The sequence below is a fragment of the Ectobacillus polymachus genome (assembly GCF_048159605.1).
GTDB lineage: Bacteria > Bacillota > Bacilli > Bacillales > Bacillaceae_G > Ectobacillus > Ectobacillus polymachus.
Map to the genome: position 1 here is coordinate 1905015 of NZ_JBLREB010000001.1, position 17472 is coordinate 1922486.

Annotated in this window: 17 protein-coding genes and 1 other annotated feature; of the genes, 4 read left to right on the forward strand and 13 right to left on the reverse strand. The window is 39.2% G+C overall.

Annotated elements, in window-relative coordinates; genetic code table 11:
* Nucleotides 1-5 precede the first annotated feature (5 nt).
* The 5 genes from ACM5BR_RS09795 to ACM5BR_RS09815 form a co-directional block, all read right to left on the reverse strand.
* Nucleotides 6-473, reverse strand: coding sequence for a flagellar protein FlgN (locus ACM5BR_RS09795; RefSeq protein WP_416827651.1), 468 nt, complete (start codon nt 471-473; stop codon nt 6-8).
* Nucleotides 466-735 carry a flagellar biosynthesis anti-sigma factor FlgM gene (gene flgM, locus ACM5BR_RS09800; protein WP_416827652.1) on the reverse strand — a complete coding sequence of 90 codons (270 nt, stop codon included), beginning with the start codon at nt 733-735 and terminating at the stop codon, nt 466-468. Before flgM ends, ACM5BR_RS09795 begins: the two co-directional genes overlap by 8 nt.
* Nucleotides 736-936: 201 nt before the next feature.
* The gene (locus tag ACM5BR_RS09805) at nt 937-1713 is read right to left on the reverse strand and encodes a flagellar hook-basal body protein (protein ID WP_416827653.1); all 777 of its coding nucleotides are present in this window, start codon (nt 1711-1713) and stop codon (nt 937-939) included.
* A gap of 2 nt (nt 1714-1715) precedes the next feature.
* On the reverse strand, nt 1716-2549 hold the full coding sequence (locus ACM5BR_RS09810; protein WP_416827654.1) for a flagellar hook-basal body protein: 834 nt from the start codon (nt 2547-2549) through the stop codon (nt 1716-1718).
* Between the two features lie 16 nt (nt 2550-2565).
* The gene (locus ACM5BR_RS09815) at nt 2566-3003 is read right to left on the reverse strand and encodes a YaaR family protein (protein ID WP_416827655.1); all 438 of its coding nucleotides are present in this window, start codon (nt 3001-3003) and stop codon (nt 2566-2568) included.
* Nucleotides 3004-3190: 187 nt separating this feature from the next.
* Here ACM5BR_RS09815 and motA point away from each other — a divergent pair, with 187 nt between their 5' ends.
* Both motA and ACM5BR_RS09825 read left to right on the forward strand, forming a co-directional pair.
* Nucleotides 3191-3973, forward strand: coding sequence for a flagellar motor stator protein MotA (motA, locus tag ACM5BR_RS09820; RefSeq protein ID WP_416827656.1), 783 nt, complete (start codon nt 3191-3193; stop codon nt 3971-3973).
* Nucleotides 3966-4688, forward strand: coding sequence for an OmpA family protein (locus tag ACM5BR_RS09825; protein WP_416827657.1), 723 nt, complete (start codon nt 3966-3968; stop codon nt 4686-4688). Before motA ends, ACM5BR_RS09825 begins: the two co-directional genes overlap by 8 nt.
* A gap of 88 nt (nt 4689-4776) precedes the next feature.
* On the opposite strand, the gene cas6 is transcribed toward ACM5BR_RS09825, so the two are convergent.
* From cas6 to zapA, 5 genes are all read right to left on the reverse strand, one after another.
* Complete coding sequence (cas6, locus tag ACM5BR_RS09830) at nt 4777-5517, reverse strand: CRISPR-associated endoribonuclease Cas6 (RefSeq protein ID WP_416827658.1); 741 nt, start codon at nt 5515-5517, stop codon at nt 4777-4779.
* A gap of 602 nt (nt 5518-6119) precedes the next feature.
* Entirely contained in the window at nt 6120-8477 is a 2358-nt protein-coding gene (locus ACM5BR_RS09835; RefSeq protein WP_416827659.1) for an endonuclease MutS2, read from the reverse strand.
* An 11-nt stretch (nt 8478-8488) separates the two neighbouring features.
* Nucleotides 8489-10204: a DNA polymerase/3'-5' exonuclease PolX gene (polX, locus tag ACM5BR_RS09840; RefSeq protein ID WP_416827660.1), complete on the reverse strand. Its 1716-nt coding sequence runs from the start codon at nt 10202-10204 to the stop codon at nt 8489-8491.
* A gap of 146 nt (nt 10205-10350) precedes the next feature.
* Nucleotides 10351-10884 carry a CvpA family protein gene (locus tag ACM5BR_RS09845; RefSeq protein WP_416827661.1) on the reverse strand — a complete coding sequence of 178 codons (534 nt, stop codon included), beginning with the start codon at nt 10882-10884 and terminating at the stop codon, nt 10351-10353.
* Entirely contained in the window at nt 10881-11150 is a 270-nt protein-coding gene (zapA, locus tag ACM5BR_RS09850; RefSeq protein ID WP_416827662.1) for a cell division protein ZapA, read from the reverse strand. Before zapA ends, ACM5BR_RS09845 begins: the two co-directional genes overlap by 4 nt.
* 386 nt (nt 11151-11536) lie before the next feature.
* Here zapA and rnhC point away from each other — a divergent pair, with 386 nt between their 5' ends.
* Nucleotides 11537-12475: a ribonuclease HIII gene (rnhC, locus tag ACM5BR_RS09855; RefSeq protein ID WP_416827663.1), complete on the forward strand. Its 939-nt coding sequence runs from the start codon at nt 11537-11539 to the stop codon at nt 12473-12475.
* Nucleotides 12476-12539: 64 nt separating this feature from the next.
* Here the strand turns inward: rnhC and pheT are convergent, their stop codons facing one another.
* The 3 genes from pheT to ACM5BR_RS09870 all read right to left on the reverse strand — a co-directional run bounded on the left by pheT (nt 12540) and on the right by ACM5BR_RS09870 (nt 17141).
* The gene (gene pheT, locus ACM5BR_RS09860) at nt 12540-14960 is read right to left on the reverse strand and encodes a phenylalanine--tRNA ligase subunit beta (protein ID WP_416827664.1); all 2421 of its coding nucleotides are present in this window, start codon (nt 14958-14960) and stop codon (nt 12540-12542) included.
* A gap of 13 nt (nt 14961-14973) precedes the next feature.
* A complete protein-coding gene (gene pheS / locus ACM5BR_RS09865) occupies nt 14974-16008 on the reverse strand; it encodes a phenylalanine--tRNA ligase subunit alpha (RefSeq protein ID WP_416827885.1) in 1035 nt (344 codons plus the stop codon).
* A 110-nt stretch (nt 16009-16118) separates the two neighbouring features.
* Nucleotides 16119-16341 (reverse strand) — a binding site (T-box leader).
* 32 nt (nt 16342-16373) lie between these two features.
* On the reverse strand, nt 16374-17141 hold the full coding sequence (locus ACM5BR_RS09870) for a TrmH family RNA methyltransferase (RefSeq protein ID WP_416827665.1): 768 nt from the start codon (nt 17139-17141) through the stop codon (nt 16374-16376).
* Between the two features lie 107 nt (nt 17142-17248).
* Here ACM5BR_RS09870 and sspI point away from each other — a divergent pair, with 107 nt between their 5' ends.
* On the forward strand, nt 17249-17461 hold the full coding sequence (gene sspI, locus ACM5BR_RS09875; RefSeq protein ID WP_416827666.1) for a small acid-soluble spore protein SspI: 213 nt from the start codon (nt 17249-17251) through the stop codon (nt 17459-17461).
* The last annotated feature ends 11 nt before the right edge of the window (nt 17462-17472 follow it).

Below are 17472 nucleotides of genomic sequence, written 5' to 3' on the forward strand. Positions count from 1 at the left end.
TCCCCCTATGCTTTGGCATCAAAAAAACGGTTGGGTTCACTTGCTTCGAGTACAGTGTCATTTTGTTTATAATATCCGGACGAATGCGTTGACGGTAGTAACTGATCCATCATGTACTGGGTAAATGCAAGAGATTGCTGCAATAACAACTCATTCGTACGATTAATCGTACGAATGTCAGATAATAAGGTAAGCAATTGTTCCTGCATTTGTTTCCATTCTTGCTGTTGGCTGGTATCACCATGCAGATTGATGTACTGTGATAAAGTGACAGACGATTTATTCTCCACAAGCTTCGTACGCTGCACTTCTGCCTCTCCTATTTGCTTCACAATTTTCGATTCCTCAGACAAAATGGAAAGCAGTTCTTGTACCTCACCTTTTACTAACACTTGCTGTTTCTTCTTCATCATATCAAGCAAGCTTTCATGTAGCTTCGTTAACGATTGAAGAATCAATGTTAGTTCATTCAACGACTTTTCCCCCATTTTCAAATGAAGATAACAGCTTATCTGCTATTTTCTCGCTATCTATTTGATACGTTCCGTTTGCTACTTTATTTTTTAACATTTCAATCTTTGCTTCTCGATCTTGTCTTAGCTGCTGCTTTGCTTCATTCGACAATTCCAGATGATCATATTCATTCTTCTTCGTATCATCCGATTTTTTTTGCCCGTTCACTTTAGAAATAGGCTGATAAGCAGCAACAATCCGTGAATAATTATTTATTTTCATTGTCTTTCCCTCCTTCAAACCGCTCCTATTCTTACTTCTTTATATCGGCAGCTTTCCGGTATTTGTTTAGTAAAAAGTAAAAAATAATATATGCAAAAGTAGAGGATTTTTCCCTTACTTTTGGGTTAGCTAAGGCAGATGCACTATGAAAGCAGCGCTTATCCTACTTCGGATAAGCGCTGCTAATGGGAATACAAATACTTACCCACGGAAAATCGAATTCGAGATACCCATCATTTGATCAGCGTAGCTTAAAGCACGAGCATTTGCTTGGTAGCCGCGCTGGATTTTAACTAAATCTGTCATTTCCTGATTTATGTCTACATTTGACCCTTCTAAATATCCTTGCTTGACCTGCGTATTCGGATCCAAAGTAACCGTACCGTTCCCATTTAGCGAAAAAACGCCGCCTTCTCCCGTTAGAAGTTGCGGGTTTGAGATTTGAACAATTCCAATTTGCTGCCCAGACCCCGAAATCGTTCCATTAGGTAAAACTTTAAAATCAGTCGTATTATTCAATCGAATCGGATTTCCATTGCGATCTAGTAATACATCTCCATTTCCATTGACAAGCTGAAAGGTATTTCCTCCTACTGAGGAAAGCTGAAAGGCACCATCTCGCGTATACATAATTTGTCTCGAATTACCGGTTCCCCTTTGTACTTGAAAAAATCCATTCCCCTCAAGCATGAAATCATAGGCATTACCGGTTTCCTTCGGCTGTCCCTGCGATAGATCTACATTCGTTAGTCCGATACGTGTGCCATATGCCGTCCGAATACCAAATGGTGTGAATCTCCCAACTTCCCTTTGCGGATTTGGTTGATTCATAATGGAAGTAGCTAAATTTTCAGAAAAGGAAGCGTCTCGACTTTTGTACCCAGTTGTATCAACATTTGCAATATTGTTCGAAATACTATCTAGTTTTTGTTGATAAGCTCGAAGTCCTACTGCAGCAATATTCATTGAAGTATTCACGCTTACACCCTTCCAATCGTATTCAGTTGCTCTAATGTTTTGTCGTATGCTTGCAGTACCTTTTGGTTTGCTTCAAACATACGTATATTCGTCATCATATCGGACATCGTTTGAGACAAATCAACATTTGATTGTTCCAGCATTTTTTGATGAAGGACAACATTATTTGTATTTTTCCCTATCATTCCAGCAGTAGCTCCATCCAATCGGTATAAATCGTTGCCCTCTTTTATTAAATTATTAGGATTATTAATAACAGCAATCCCAATCGTGCCAATGGTACGCATCCGCGCTGGATCATTCGGATGAACGATAATTTCACCATTATCACGCACTAAGAAATCTCCTGAACCAAGCTCTGGATCCGATACAGGCGTTCCATTTTCTTGTAAGACGACACTTCCATTAGCAGTGATAAGCTGATTGTTACTATTTACAGAAAAGTGACCATTTCGTGTGAAACGTAAACCATCAGGAGTCTGAACGGCAAAGAACGCAGAAGGCTTAATCATTCGTCCGCCAATTAATGTCGGTGCAAGATTTTTATCTTCAATTGCAACGTCATAGGGAGAATCTGTACTTGTTAAGTCTCCTTGGTTAAAAAGAGGAAGCGTTTCTTGCTCATATACACCGGTTTGCAAGGTTCCAATCTTTGGTACAATTTGATTTGGTCCATCATGTAGTCGCTCTATCAGCATGTCTGGAAAGGCACGCAACAAGCTAATATCTTGCTTATATCCCGGTGTATTACTGTTGGCTACATTATTCGTTAATAGATCTTGTCTACGCTGCGTAGCGATCATACCCGAAGTAGCAATGTCCATCCCGCGAAGCATACAAACATCCCTTTCTTTACAAATATAAGTTTACTAGTAATCCTTTAATCTCGCCCATTTTTGCTAACATGGAAACCGAAGGAAGTGATTGATCCAATACTTGCTGAGACAATTCAAGCAGCTTTTGATCTACTTGTTTAATTAGTTTTAACTTTTTTTCTCGACCATTTGGAAGTTGCCCCCGCTTTTCTTCTAACGATAAACCATTTTGAATCACTTCTTGTAAAAAAGAATGAATCGATTTCTTATAGCTTATCAAATCTTGAAGAGTTTGAGAATCCTGCAAACGATCTCCTTGCTTTTCAATCTCGCTCATTAGGGTATGTAATCTCTCATTCGTAAGAACTGATTGTTTTTCTTCCATAATTTTACCAAAAGAGGTAGATTGATTTGTTTTTTCACGTATAGGGAGAAAGCGTTCTGAACTAATCGGAAATCCTTGTTCAATTTTCAAATTGATACTCCTTTCTCGAAAAACTAAGCTAAAATTACTAACTTTAAAGCTTTTTTACTACTATACAAACTATTGCTAAAACAACAGTGTTTGATTCTTGCAACACAAATTGGGATTGTCGAAAAACATACATTAACTTACAATACTATTATAAGATTATATTATATCGTTTTAGAAGGAGAAAGTGATGACAAGTTTTTTTGGAATTCTACTTGCAGTAGTTGTTATTGGTCTCGGTATGGTTCTAAAGGGGGCTTCGTTAAATGCGTTAAATAATCCAGCTGCCTTTTTAATTATCATAGGTGGAACCGCGGCAGCTATTATTATTGCCTTTCCGTTTAAAGAAATTAAAAAATTCCCCTTGCTAATTCGAGTCGCACTATTTACACCAAAACAACCTACCATAATGGAACAAATTGAGGAGCTTGTTCATTGTGCAGAAGTAGCTAAGAAAGAAGGCTTTTTAGCACTAGAAGGGGAAATTGAATCCATTAAAGATCCGTTTGTTCAAGGTGGTTTAGAATTAATCGTGGACGGTTATAATGCTGAATTTATTGAGGAAGTGTTGACTGAAGAATTAGATGCCATGGAAAGTCGTCATAAAGTTGGCGCTCTTATTTTCACGCAAGCAGGGACATACGCACCTACATTAGGGGTACTTGGAGCAGTAGTAGGACTTATTGCAGCACTCGGTAATCTAACTGACATTAATAAAATCGGTCACTCCATTTCTGCAGCCTTCGTTGCAACATTACTCGGAATTTTCACAGGATATGTCTGTTGGCACCCGTTAGCAAACAAATTAAAGCGCATTTCCAAGCTGGAAATTGATCGTAAGTTGATGATTATCGAAGGGGTTGTAGAAATACAGGGCGGTATTTCCGCAAAAGCTCTTGAGAAAAAACTACTTGCTAACGTACCACGGAAAGAACGAGAACGTAAGAAGGCGCAGGCGATCAATAATGAGTAAGGTAAGCCGTAAACGCAGAAACAAAGAAGAAGAAGAATCCATCGATGAATCTTGGCTTATTCCATATGCAGATGTTTTAACATTGTTATTAGCGCTCTTTATTGTGTTATACGCTGCCAGTTCCGTAAATATTTCTAAATTTAATGCGATCATGGGTTCTTTTAAATCCGAGTTTACAGGGCAAAAAGAGGGAAAGCAATCACCTAATCCAGCTCCGCAGCCGAGTCCTCAGCCGCAAGCGTCCCAAACGCAAGACATTACGGATCCTAAGCTTGAAGACTTAAAGAAAAAGCTTGATGCTTATATTCAAGATAATCATCTCCAAGACGTGATGTCATTGGAAGACACAGAAAAGGCAGTAGGGATTACTTTGAAAGATATGATTCTCTTTGACTCAGGTAAAGCTGTTATAAAACCTGATGCAAATAATACTTTAAATGACTTAATTGGCTTAATAAATACTGTGGAGAATCCAGTTAGTATTGAAGGACATACGGATAATGTGCCGATACATAACTCATCGTATCAATCCAACTGGGAATTATCAGCAGCTAGAGCAACTAGCGTTGTTCATTACTTTGAAGCACATCAAGTAAAGCCAGAACGATTACAATTTACAGCTTATGGCGAATACAAACCGTTATATCCAAATGATACGGAAGAACATCGCCAAGCAAACCGAAGAGTAACCATCAATGTGTTACGCCAAAAGTAACCAATTATTAATCTTATACATAGCACGATGAAAGAAGGGGGGATGATACACTTGTATGATCACCCTTCTTTCGTTTATTTTTGATCTATTATTCCACCAGAGAAAACATTCCAAATCCTTGCGAGTTTCGTCCCCCTAGTCCCGTATCGTAAGCAAATGATAGCTGCTCCGGCGAAGATTCAATCTCAAATTTTCCAAGCCAGCCTGTAATGATATGGCCTTTAAATGTCGTCACCACTTTATAATTGTCTAATACTTGAATGGGTCGAATAGCAAATGGCTTATCCGGTTTTTTTCCGTGATACGCTTCGTATTTATTTTCAAAGTTAGACTCAATTAAAATAGGGAAGACTGGATCATACGGTTGAAAATAGTGCGTCCGTTTCCGTTCATCCTTCTCATATGTACTATAAACAGTAACAGGTGATAGCATTTCAATTTTATATTTACTTTTTGGTAATTGTGTTTTGTGTATCTCAATTTTTTCAACCGTAAGCAATTGACCATGAAGCTGTACTGTATCTGAAAAAAGAAGAAATTCTCCAAGTTGCCGAATTAATGTATCCAATACACTGCTTACATGCCACGTAATGGTCTCGTGAAATTCTATTCTCTTCTGTTTTACTAATATGCGATGCGGTCCAGACAATCGGCTAAATGTAAACAATTTAAAGGTGCGGTTTCCTTTCTGAAACCCAATTTCGTGTAAAAAATTCGCAAAGCGCGCTTCCGTTAAAGAGCGATATAAAAATCCTTGCAATACATATTGATAGTTTAATGGAAGCTGAAGTGAACTGTGAACTGGTTTAAATGTTACAGTGAGTTTCATTGTAATAATCCCCTTCATTTCTATCTCATTTGATCCTAAGTATTTCCTCTACTCTCCTACTTTTCATATATATCTCCCATTAGAGAAACCGTTCAACATAGAGAGACATTTCATTCCTATCCAGTTAATATAATTTTGCTTTAAGCTGTTCTGTTCTTTACAGAGAACGTAAATTTATAATAATGCAAAATTTCGCATAAATAAAAGATATGACTCTTCTCTAAAAAAAACATCATCGTACAAAAACGTCTATTATAACGAACAAATTTCTATAAAGAAAATATTGAAAATCCTTAACGAAGTTCCAGCATTCACCTCCAATAATTCTCAATTTTTTAAATATACTATTATAATAATTTATGGTAACAAATATATTTGATTTTGTAAATATATAAAAGAATAAATTTTATCATTATATTCTCATTCATCGACAAATGGTCAAAAAAAAGACAAGTACTGATTCTTCCCTATTTCTGAAGAAATCAGTACCCGTCTTATTTCGCAAACAGAAAGACATACACCATACCGAGTATGAAAAAAATACCACAAACAACAAGTAGAACTTTTGCTAGTTTCTCCATAAACATGAAACCACTCCTTTTCTACTTAAGCTCTACTACCGTTACGCCGAGACCTCCTTCGCCCATTTCACCGAATCGGTACGTTTTGACACCTCGATGCTTCTTTAGCTTTTCTTGTACGCCTTGACGAAGTGCGCCCGTACCTTTCCCATGAATGATAGACACACGAGGATATCCTGCTAACATTGCATCATCTAAATATTTTTCAACACGTTCCATTGCATCTTCATAGCGTTCTCCGCGTAAATCAAGTTCGAGTTTAACGTGATAATCTTTTCCCTTAACGGTTGCAAGCGGACGTTTTTCTACTTGCTTTGGAGTGCTCAAATATTCTATATCCGCTTCTTTTACTTTCATTTTTAAGATTCCAATTTGCACATGCCATTCGTGATCACTTATCTTTTCTAAAAGCTGCCCCTTTTGTCCAAAGGTTAACACCTTTACCTCATCACCAGCTCTGAGAGATCGTTTGTTTTCCTTTTTTTTCTCTATTTTCTTCTTCGTTATGAGGGAAGGCGTGGCATGTTCTAAGCGGCTCTTTGCTTCAATCAGCTCATGCTCCTTAATATTTGCAAGCTGCTGCTTTTGAAGAAGGCGAAGCTCCCGGATGATCGTATCTGCTTCTTTCTTTGCAGCTTCTACTTTTTCTTCCGCCTCAATCTGCGCTTTCAAAAGCGCTTCATCACGTTGCTGATTAAATTCAACTATTTGTCGTTGTAATTCTTTATGAAGTTTTTCCGATTCCTTGCGAAGCTCTTCCGCCTCTTTCCATTCTCTTTCTGCATTTTTCTTACTTTCTTCTAGCTTTACAATCATGTTTTCTACTTTATTTGATTCTGTGCTCATAAGCTCACGTGCATGATCAATCACCCTGTCAACTAAGCCAAGTCGCTTCGAAATTTCAAATGCGTTACTTCGGCCAGGCACACCTAGCAATAGCTTATAGGTCGGACTGAGCGTATTAACATCAAACTCCACGCTGGCATTGACTACGCCTTCCCGATTATATCCGTAAGCTTTTAGCTCTGGATAGTGAGTAGTCGCAATCACTCTTGTACCACGTTTATAAACTTCATCTAAGATAGAGATAGCTAATGCTGCCCCTTCTTGCGGGTCCGTTCCTGCACCTAATTCATCAAAAAGAACGAGACTATCATAATCTGCCTGCCCTAAAATCGAAACGATATTTACCATATGGGAGGAAAACGTACTTAAGCTTTGCTCGATCGATTGCTCATCCCCAATATCTGCAAATATATCTTGAAAGATACAAATTTCAGACTCATCTAACGCAGGAATGTGCAAGCCAGATTGGGCCATAAGCACACATAATCCAACTGTTTTTAATGTGACCGTCTTTCCTCCCGTGTTTGGACCAGTTATTACGATCGTTGTAAAATCTGTCCCAAGTTCGATATCGTTTGCAACGACAACATCCTGTGGAATAAGTGGATGACGTGCTTTAAACAATTTTAAATAGCGCTGATTATTTAGTTTTGGCTTAATAGCCTTCAATCGTTTTGCATAAGCTGCCTTGGCAAAAATAAAATCCAGCTCCGCTAACACTTCTACGTTTTCCAAGATCATATCAGCAACCTCAGCGACCTTACTCGTTAGCATAAGCAAAATACGTTCGATTTCTTGCTTTTCCTTTACCCTTGCCTCCTGAAGGGAGTTATTCAAATCCACTACTACTTGCGGCTCAATAAATAATGTCTGGCCTGATGCAGATTGATCATGGACGATTCCTCCGTACACCCCGCGGTATTCTTGTTTTACCGGAATCACATACCGATCATTTCGTATCGTAACAATGGTGTCAGACAATTGCTTAGATGCGTTAGAAGAGCGTATCATTCCCTCGAGCTTCTCGCGAATACGAGATTCAGCAGACCGCATTTGCTGACGGATAGAACGTAGTTTGTCACTGGCACTATCTACTACTTCTCCTCCATCTCCAATACAAGCATTAATTTCTTTTTCTAAATCTAAAAGAGACGTTAGCCGTAAAGTAAGAGAAAGAAGGATGGGAACCTCTCCATGATTTTCTACAACCTCTTCAATAAAACCTTTCATTTGCCGGCTTCCATACATTGTCATCGATATAGCAAGAAGCTCAGTTGGATGAAGCATGCTGCCAATCTTCGCTCTTTTTACATGAGGACGTATATCTGATACTCCTCCAAGTGGTGCATGACCCTTTAAGCGGAGTACAAATGCTCCTTCTTCCGTTGCATCTTGCAGATAAATCACTTCTTCAAAATCTTTGCTTGGCAGTAATTGTATAACTTTCTCTCTTCCTAGAGAAGAAGATACATGTTCAAGTAATTGTTCTTTTACTTTATCATATTCCAAAATACGTAGTGTCCGTTCTAGCATGCCAAAACCTCCTATTGCTTCTTCCTACGAATAAAGTCTAACAGCTGATCAATGTTCCATGTATTAATAATGGAATCCGGCTGAATCCAGCCCTTTTTCGCAACGCTAACCCCTATCTTCATATGTTCTAACATTTCAATGGAGTGCGCATCTGTATTAATAACTAGTTTAACCCCTTCATCTTGTGCTTTTTTTATGTAGATTGCATTTAAATCAAGGCGGTTCGGATTTGCATTTAATTCAAGTACTGTTCCCGTTTCCTTGGCAAGGCGAATCAGCATATCCACATCTACATCATATCCGTCTCTCTTACCAAGAACACGACCAGTCGGATGAGCAATCATCGTTACATACTTATTTTCAAGAGCATGTCGAAGTCGCTCCATAATCTTCTCACGGCTTTGGGTAAAACCGGAATGAATAGAGGCAATGACGAAATCTAGCTGTTTTAGCACATCATCATCATAATCAAGTCTTCCATCAGGTAAAATGTCCATTTCAATTCCGCGCAAAATGGTTATATTCGGATATTTTTCATTCAGCCGGCGAATCTCTTCCCCTTGCGCCAATAAGCGCTCTGCTGACAAGCCATTCGCTACTTTTAAAAATTGAGAATGATCTGTAATAGCTATATATTCATATCCTTTTTTTATACATGCAACAATCATTTCTTCCAGTGAATTTGCACCATCACTCCAAGATGTGTGCATATGTAAATCACCTTTTATTTGTTTGGCTTCAATCAAATGTGAAATAGACGCAATATGTTCGATTTCATCGCCGCTCTCTCTTACTTCCGGCGGAATAAAAGGAAGCTGAAAATGGTTATAAAATTCTTCCTCTGTTTGGAATGTTTTGAGCATACCGGTTTTAAGATCTTCCACGCCATATTCACTAATTTTCTCATGGCGTGCTTTGGCAATTTGACGCATTTTCACATTGTGCTCTTTTGAGCCTGTAAAGTGATGCAGCGTCGTTATGTACTCTTCTTCCTTCACCAAACGAAAATCTACTGAAATATCAAAATCATACTGTAGTCTTACTGATACTTTCGTATCACCGCTAGCAATCACCTCTACTATATGAGGAAGCTTTAGTAATCTATCTCGAACCTCTGCCGGTTGTGGGGTAGCGATGATAAAATCAAGATCTTTAACAGTTTCTTGTACTCGTCTTAAACTACCAGCCCTGGAATAGCGACGAATTTGTGGAATTGTCGACAATATCGATTCTATTTCCTCGGCAATAGGCAGAACATATGCAATCGGCAACCGATCTGGCCGTTTGCCTACTTGAAGAATGGCTTCTAGTATTTTCTCTTCTGTTTTTTTAGCAAACCCCGTAAGCTCCTGTACTTTATGTTCCTCACATGCCTGCTTTAAAGAGGCTAAATCGGTAACATTTAGTTCCTTGTATAGCTTAGCAACCTTTTTTCCACCAAGACCAGGCAGCTTTAATAGTGGAATAAGCGAACTCGGTACCTCTTTCTCCAACTGCAAAAGCAAAGAAGATTCTCCCGTATCTATGCACTCTTGTATCACGTCCCTAGTTCCTTTACCGATCCCACTTAGCTGTGTAAAATCCTCAATTTCACTAATGCTTCGATCATCTGAATCTAGCGCTGTGGCTGCCTTACGAAATGCTGATATTTTAAACGAATTTTCTCCCTTTAGTTCCATGTATAGAGCAATTGTTTCCAGTACCATGATAATTTGTTTTTTATTCATGCAGACGCTCCTATCTGAAAATAAAATAACGATTACTCATTAGGAGTAGAACAAGTGAAATGGACCGATACAGAAACTCTCAGTGTAACAGAATTCCACATAACGGTCCATTGAACAAGGCGCTTACACGATTTTATATCCCCAATCTATGCTTTTGTACTCCATACCTCTTTCACCTTATCTGAAAGAACAGGCGTATCATCAGCAATAACTTTGCAAAGGGCAGATTGATGAATCGTTGATTGCACCTGCTGAATCGGTAATATTGTTCCAACTATGATAATCACGAAAACCAACATATACACTTCCACAAAACCAAGTATACCTCCACCTAGTGCATTCGCTTGCTTTATTACAGGAATTTGTGCAAGTATATTCAACACATGTCCAACTAATGACAGTGCTAAAATAGTCAAGAAAAATAAAATAATAAACGCTATTGCCTTGTAAAACCCTTCTTCGACATTACCAGAACTTAACCAAACTGATAAAGACTGCGTTGCCCCAGCAGGATAAGGTATTAGACTCTTTAACGAAGGTGCAAACGAAGCAGAATATGTATAGGCGACAAAAAAAGCAGCAAAATAGCTAATAATCCGTACTATTTGAAGAATGAGCCCCCGTTTCAAACCAATAAAAAATCCACCAAGGAGTACTACAATGATGATTAAATCAATCATAACTCACCCATTCCTTTTAATCGTTCTTTTAAACGTTCTGTTTCTTCTTTTAATTTAATATAATCATGCACAACATTGACTGCAGTTAGCACTGCTAATCGATTTATGTCAAGAGAAGGATTCTTGGCGTTTATTTCCCGCATTTTATCATCAACAATGGCCGCGACCATGCGAATATGACTTGTGCTCTCATCTCCAACAACGGAATATTGCTGGCCATAGATTTCCAGAGTAATTTTCGTTTTTTTCTCGTTTTGCTGTGACAACTCACTGTCCTCCAATCAACATAAAGAATCCTAAACTATATCATACCATGAACAAACAACATATGGAATTAAAAAACAGAATTCGGTATTATTATATAGAAAAGCGGAGCCGGCTCGTTCAGCTCCGCAGGGCGGTGGTTCTTTCCCCATAAAGGCGCTTTTTGCCTTTATTGGGGGAAGGTTCTCAGGGCCGGATGGAGCTTGCCGGCGGAGCTAGACACCACTGAAAAGCAGAGCCGGCTCGTTTAGCTCCGCAGGGCGGAGGTTCTTTCCCTATAAAGGCGCTTTTTTAACTTTATTAGGGGAAGATTCTCCGACCGGATAGAGCTTGTCGCTTTCTGCTCAATGATGACATTCCCAATTTTTTTTGAAAAGGAGTATGTAATTTGACAAATCATGTAGTCATTCAAGCGTCTCATTCTGTTATAGAACAAATGCGTTTGCATTATGAAAATAACATAATTACGAAGGTTCCTCAAGGTGGAATATTTGTCGCAAAGCTGCCTTCCTGTACGATCACTGCTTATAAATCTGGGAAAGTACTCTTTCAAGGCATAGATGGAAATAAAGAAGCTGCGAGATGGGGACAAAGCACCCCGCCTTCCCAAAAAAGTACGAAACCAAAAGCAAATGCAACGAAATTCTCACCGCCAGCGAATATTAGTACGATGTCTATCATTGGCTCCGATGAAGTAGGGACCGGTGATTATTTTGGCCCTATCACCGTAGTTGCAGCATACGTAGAGAAAACTCAGATTCCCCTATTAAAGGAGCTCGGTGTTCGAGACAGCAAAGATTTAAACGATACTCAAATTACTGCAATCGCCAAGCAGCTTATTCCGTTTCTTCCTTACAGTCTGCTAGTCTTACCGAATGAAAAATATAACGACCTACAAGCAAGTGGAATGAATCAAGGTGAATTAAAGGCAAAGCTGCATAACCAAGCTATTACTAACGTACGGAAAAAAATTGCACCAGCACAGCCAGAAGCTACTTTAATTGATCAATTTGTAAAACCTGAAATCTACTATACCTATCTTCGGAAACAAAAGACGGTTCAGCGTGAACAAGTGTATTTTGCTACAAAGGGAGAACAGATTCATCTGGCCGTTGCCGCTGCTTCTATTATCGCCAGATATGCATTTGTTAAACATATGAACGATCTTGGAAAGAAGGCTGGCTTCGTAATACCAAAGGGAGCGGGAGGAAACGTAGATAAAGCTGCTGCCAGACTCATTACAGAACGCGGGAAAGACAGCTTAAACCAATTTGTTAAGCTCCACTTTGCTAATACAGAAAAAGCTATGCGGATTGCCGGTAAATAACTTCATAAAAAAAGACTGTTCCCACAAAAATTCTTGTGAGAACAGTCTTTTTTGTCTTTCCCTATTATTTACGCAATTGTGCGTGGAACGTTTCTTCTACTGCTTGCAAGACAAGCTCGTGTGCTTCTGTTACTTCTTCGTCTGTTAACGTACGTTCTGGGTCGTAGTAACAAAGAGAGAACGCAAGTGATTTTTTGCCTTCCTCCATTTTTTCTCCATCATAAAGATCAAAGAGAAGGGCTTCCTTTAAAAGCTTTCCGCCAGCTTTTATGATGACTGCTTGAACATCTGCTGCAAGTGTACTCTTATCTACAACGAGTGCAATATCACGAGTAATAGATGGAAAACGCGGAATCATGTCATAGCCAACTTCCTCGGCATTTGCTTCAAGTAACGGTGTAAGAGCTAATTCAAATCCAAATGTATCTTTCATGTCAAGCTGCTTTTGGGTATCCGGATGAAGCTGGCCGATAAAACCAATTTCAGTACCATCTAGCAGTACGCTCGCTGTTCGACCAGGATGCATTCCGTCACGTTCAGTTGCTTTATACGAAATAGATGCAGATACCCCTAATGTTTCAAGTAGCCCCTCTAGAATTCCTTTCAATACATAAAAATCTACAGCTTTCTTTTCTCCTTGCCAAGCATGTTCATAATAGATTCCTGTTATAACAGCAGCAACATGCTGTTCTTCTTTCGGTTGTTCCTCTAATCCAGCAGGAAGGAATACTGATCCGACTTCATACAATGCTACATTTTCAATTTTACGAGCATTGTTGTAGGAAGCAGCCTCTAATAAATGCGGAAGAAGGCTTAACCGTAGCTGACTGCGTTCTTCGCTCATCGGTAAAGATAAACGAACGGCGGATGCATCCGTTTCCTTTAAGGCGAACTGTTTCGCTCTTGCTTCATTTGTTAAGGAGTACGTAATTGCTTCATATAAACCTGCACTTTCTAAGAAGCGACGTACTTTGCGGCGTTTTGCTTGTTTTTCACTTAATTTACCGAGTGTTGTTTCCGCAACAGGAAGAGTGGATGGAATATGGTCATAGCCATATAGACGACCTACTTCTTCGATTAAGTCTTCTTGAATCGTAATGTCAGGTCTTCTCGTAGGAACTGTTACATGGAAGGTTTCACCCTCTTGTGTAAACACAAACTGTAAATTTGTGAATATAGTTGCTACTTCATTAGCAGAGATGCTTGTTCCAAGCACACTATTAATTTTTTCAACTGTTACTGAAACGATCGTTTCTTTCTGCTCTAAATGATTTGCACAGGCAACACCTGTTAATACAGTACCGCCTGCATATTTCTCCATAAGTGCTGCTGCCATTTGAGCAGCTTCTCTTGTACGCAATGGATCGATTCCTTTTTCAAAGCGTGCACTTGCTTCACTACGAAGTCCTAAATCCTTGGATGCTTTTCGTACGCTTATTCCAGAAAAATAAGCAGATTCGATTAACACATTAACAGTGTTTGTATCTACTTCACTATTTGCCCCGCCCATTACACCAGCAACAGCTACTGCTTTTTCTCCGTTTGTAATGAGAAGATGATCACTGTGCAGTGTACGTTCTACATCATCTAATGTCGTCATCTTTTCCCCTTCATGGGCAAGACGAACAACGATTTCTTTTGAATCTAACTTATCATAGTCGAATGCATGAAGAGGCTGACCATATTCCATTAAAATATAGTTCGTGATATCTACTACATTATTAATAGGACGAATACCTGCCGCCATTAGACGCACTTGCATCCAGATTGGTGAAGGTCCTATTTTCACATTTTTAACCATTTTTGCAATGTATAATGGATTTTGCTCCTTCGCTTCTACAGAGATAGAAATATAGTCAGCTGTGTTTTCATTCTCTTCTTGTAATTGAACACTAGGTAGTTTCACGTCTCTCCCTAGAATAGCAGCCACTTCATATGCTACACCGATCATATTCAGGCAGTCAGCACGATTTGGTGTTAAACCAAGCTCAAGAATTTCATCGTTTAAGCCAAGAAGCTCAGCTGCATCTGAACCTACTTCTACGTCATTTGGAAAAACAAAAATACCTTCGCTGTATTCTTTCGGCACAAGCTTGGAATCTACGCCAAGCTCTTGCAGTGAGCAAATCATCCCTTGTGATAGCTCGCCACGAAGCTTTGCTTTTTTAATTTTTACGCCGCCTGGAAGCCGTGCTCCAACCTTTGCGACTACAACCTTTTGTCCTTCTGCAACATTTGGTGCGCCGCAAATAATTTGAACTGGCTCTTCTTCACCGATATCAACGAGACATTTGTTTAACTTATCTGCTTCTGGATGTTTTTCACGCTTTAGCACATAGCCTACTACTACGTTTTGTACTCCTTTGTTTCGTACTTCTACACCTTCTACTTCGATGCCGCTTTTCGTAATTTTATCAGCTAACTCGTTTGCCGTTATGCCTTCTAAATTCACATATTCTTGTAACCATCGGTATGATACGAACATGCTTCATCCCTCCTTAAGCTCGTTTAAATTGTTGCAAGAAACGCATATCATTTGTATAGAAATGTCTTATATCATCAATACCGTATTTCAACATCGCAATCCGTTCTGGTCCCATACCAAATGCAAAGCCCTGATATTCGGCTGGATCGTATCCACCCATGCGAAGTACGTTCGGATGAACCATACCTGCTCCTAGAATTTCAATCCATCCAGTTCCTTTACAAGTACCACAGCCATGTCCTCCGCACATCATGCAGGAAATATCCATTTCTACAGAAGGTTCCGTGAATGGGAAGAAGCTTGGGCGTAATCGAATTTCTCGATCTTCTCCAAACATTTTTTTCGCAAACACTTCTAACGTTCCTTTTAGATCACTCATACGGATGTTTTTATCGATAACAAGACCTTCAATTTGCATAAATTGATGAGAATGGGTAGCATCGTCATCATCACGTCGATATACCTTACCTGGACAAATAATTTTGATTGGTCCATTGCCATTGTGCTTTACCATCGTTCTCGCTTGTACCGGAGACGTGTGCGTACGCAACAATATTTCATCTGTAATATAGAAAGAATCCTGCATATCACGGGCTGGATGGCTTTTTGGCAGATTTAATGCTTCAAAGTTATAATAATCTTGTTCAACTTCCGGACCTTCTGCGATTTCATAGCCCATTCCGATAAATAGATCTTCAATTTCTTCAATAACAGCCGTTAACGGATGATGCGATCCGATTGCAACCTTACGCCCTGGCAATGTCACATCGATTGTTTCTAGAGCTAAACGTTGTTTCGTAGCTGCTTTTTCTAATTCCTCTAATTTCGCATCTAAGTGCTGTTGAATGGTTTCACGTACTTCGTTAACAAGTGCTCCCATGCGTGGTCTTTCTTCTTTTGAAAGCTTTCCCATACCGCGAAGTACTTCTGTAATCGGGCCTTTTTTCCCTAGGAACGCAACACGTACTTCATTTAACTCTTTCAATATAGTAGAAGATGAAATTCTCGTAAGTGCTTCCTGTTTGAGTTCCTTCAAACGATCCTCCATACCATAAACCTCCTTCATTGTTTTCCCACCTAAAATGGAGTCAGGTGCTGTTTGTATCACTATTTCCAACCTGACGAAAAAAATTGCATATAAAAAAGCCTCGTCCTTAGAAAAGGGACGAGGCTTAATCGCGGTACCACCCAATTTAGCAGCCAATATGCTGCTCACTTCATTTTCATAACGGTCTCACCGGTACGCCTTTACACTTTCGTGGTCCTAGCGCCTACTCCAGAGGTGAATTCACTTGCTTCTTCCATAAAAATGCTTACAGTCACCGGCATTTTCTCCCTGTATGGTGATGAACAAGCTACTACTCTCTTTCATCATATTTTATTGATTCAGTTTGTTCTATTATAGAAAGTTTTTCACGAATTCGCAACCTGGCTTTGTAAATAATACGTCAATATTCCAGCGGCAACCGCCACATTTAAAGATTCTGCCTGTCCAATAATGGGAATGTATAAATTATTATCACAGCGATCCAATAGCTCTTGTCTTACGCCATTTCCTTCATTCCCTAGAAGAAGGGCAAAGTTTATGGACTGACTTACTTGTGTATAGGGTACAGCATTATGAAGTGCTGTGCCATACACAGGTATGTGATTTTTCTGCATATCTAGGATGATTTCTTCAAGCTGCCCCTTTATAATGGGAAGATGAAATATCGACCCTTGTGTTGAACGTAACACCTTACTATTATACACATCAACAGTTCCTTCTCCGAGGATAATAGCATCTAATCCAGCGGCATCGGCAGTTCGAATAATCGTTCCAAGATTACCTGGATCTTGAATACCATCTAACAACAAATATTTTCCCTTTTCAAAGCGAATGGCAGCTTCCGCTTTTTCGCAAATTGCAACAATCCCTTGGGGGGTTTCTGTTTCTGATATGGTTTGAATAACAGAATCGGAGACAATATACACTTCCATATCACTTATATCCCAATGCGAGGGTACATCGACTTGTTCATGAATAATGAGCTCTCGAACCGTCCCCTTTGACTTGAGTGCCTCTTCTACAAGATGAAAGCCTTCTACAATAAATAATCCTGTCTTATCTCGTTCTTTTTTCGTATGTAGCTTTTTCCATTGCTTAACCCGTGCATTTTGCTGTGAATCGATTTTCTTCATTTAGACGTCCCTCTCTTCTCGATTCATTATTATATCCGATTTTTATACATAATTACACGAAAACATCAAAAACTAACGATATCTTATCCTTAAAGAGGTGATAGAGCTTGAATTTTAATTTACGCGGTGCAGTAATAGCAAATATTACTAATAACTCACAGTCAGAACTAGAGGCTACGATTGTAGATGCTATTCAAAGCGGAGAAGAAAAGATGCTGCCTGGGCTTGGAGTATTGTTTGAAATTATTTGGCAGCATGCAGATGAACAAGAAAAAACAGAAATGCTTACTATGTTACAGGATGGTCTGCAAAAACAATAACTATTTATATG

Coding starts and splice junctions, on each gene's coding strand:
- ACM5BR_RS09845 (WP_416827661.1), bottom strand. CDS start 10,884: ATGATTGATTTAATCATCATTGTAGTACTCCTTGGTGGATTTTTTATT.
- ACM5BR_RS09825 (WP_416827657.1), top strand. CDS start 3,966: ATGAGTAAGGTAAGCCGTAAACGCAGAAACAAAGAAGAAGAAGAATCC.
- motA (WP_416827656.1), top strand. CDS start 3,191: ATGACAAGTTTTTTTGGAATTCTACTTGCAGTAGTTGTTATTGGTCTC.
- ACM5BR_RS09810 (WP_416827654.1), bottom strand. CDS start 2,549: ATGCTTCGCGGGATGGACATTGCTACTTCGGGTATGATCGCTACGCAG.
- flgM (WP_416827652.1), bottom strand. CDS start 735: ATGAAAATAAATAATTATTCACGGATTGTTGCTGCTTATCAGCCTATT.
- ACM5BR_RS09870 (WP_416827665.1), bottom strand. CDS start 17,141: ATGAAGAAAATCGATTCACAGCAAAATGCACGGGTTAAGCAATGGAAA.
- pheT (WP_416827664.1), bottom strand. CDS start 14,960: ATGTTCGTATCATACCGATGGTTACAAGAATATGTGAATTTAGAAGGC.
- ACM5BR_RS09835 (WP_416827659.1), bottom strand. CDS start 8,477: ATGCTAGAACGGACACTACGTATTTTGGAATATGATAAAGTAAAAGAA.
- cas6 (WP_416827658.1), bottom strand. CDS start 5,517: ATGAAACTCACTGTAACATTTAAACCAGTTCACAGTTCACTTCAGCTT.
- pheS (WP_416827885.1), bottom strand. CDS start 16,008: ATGGAGGATCGTTTGAAGGAACTCAAACAGGAAGCACTTACGAGAATT.
- polX (WP_416827660.1), bottom strand. CDS start 10,204: ATGAATAAAAAACAAATTATCATGGTACTGGAAACAATTGCTCTATAC.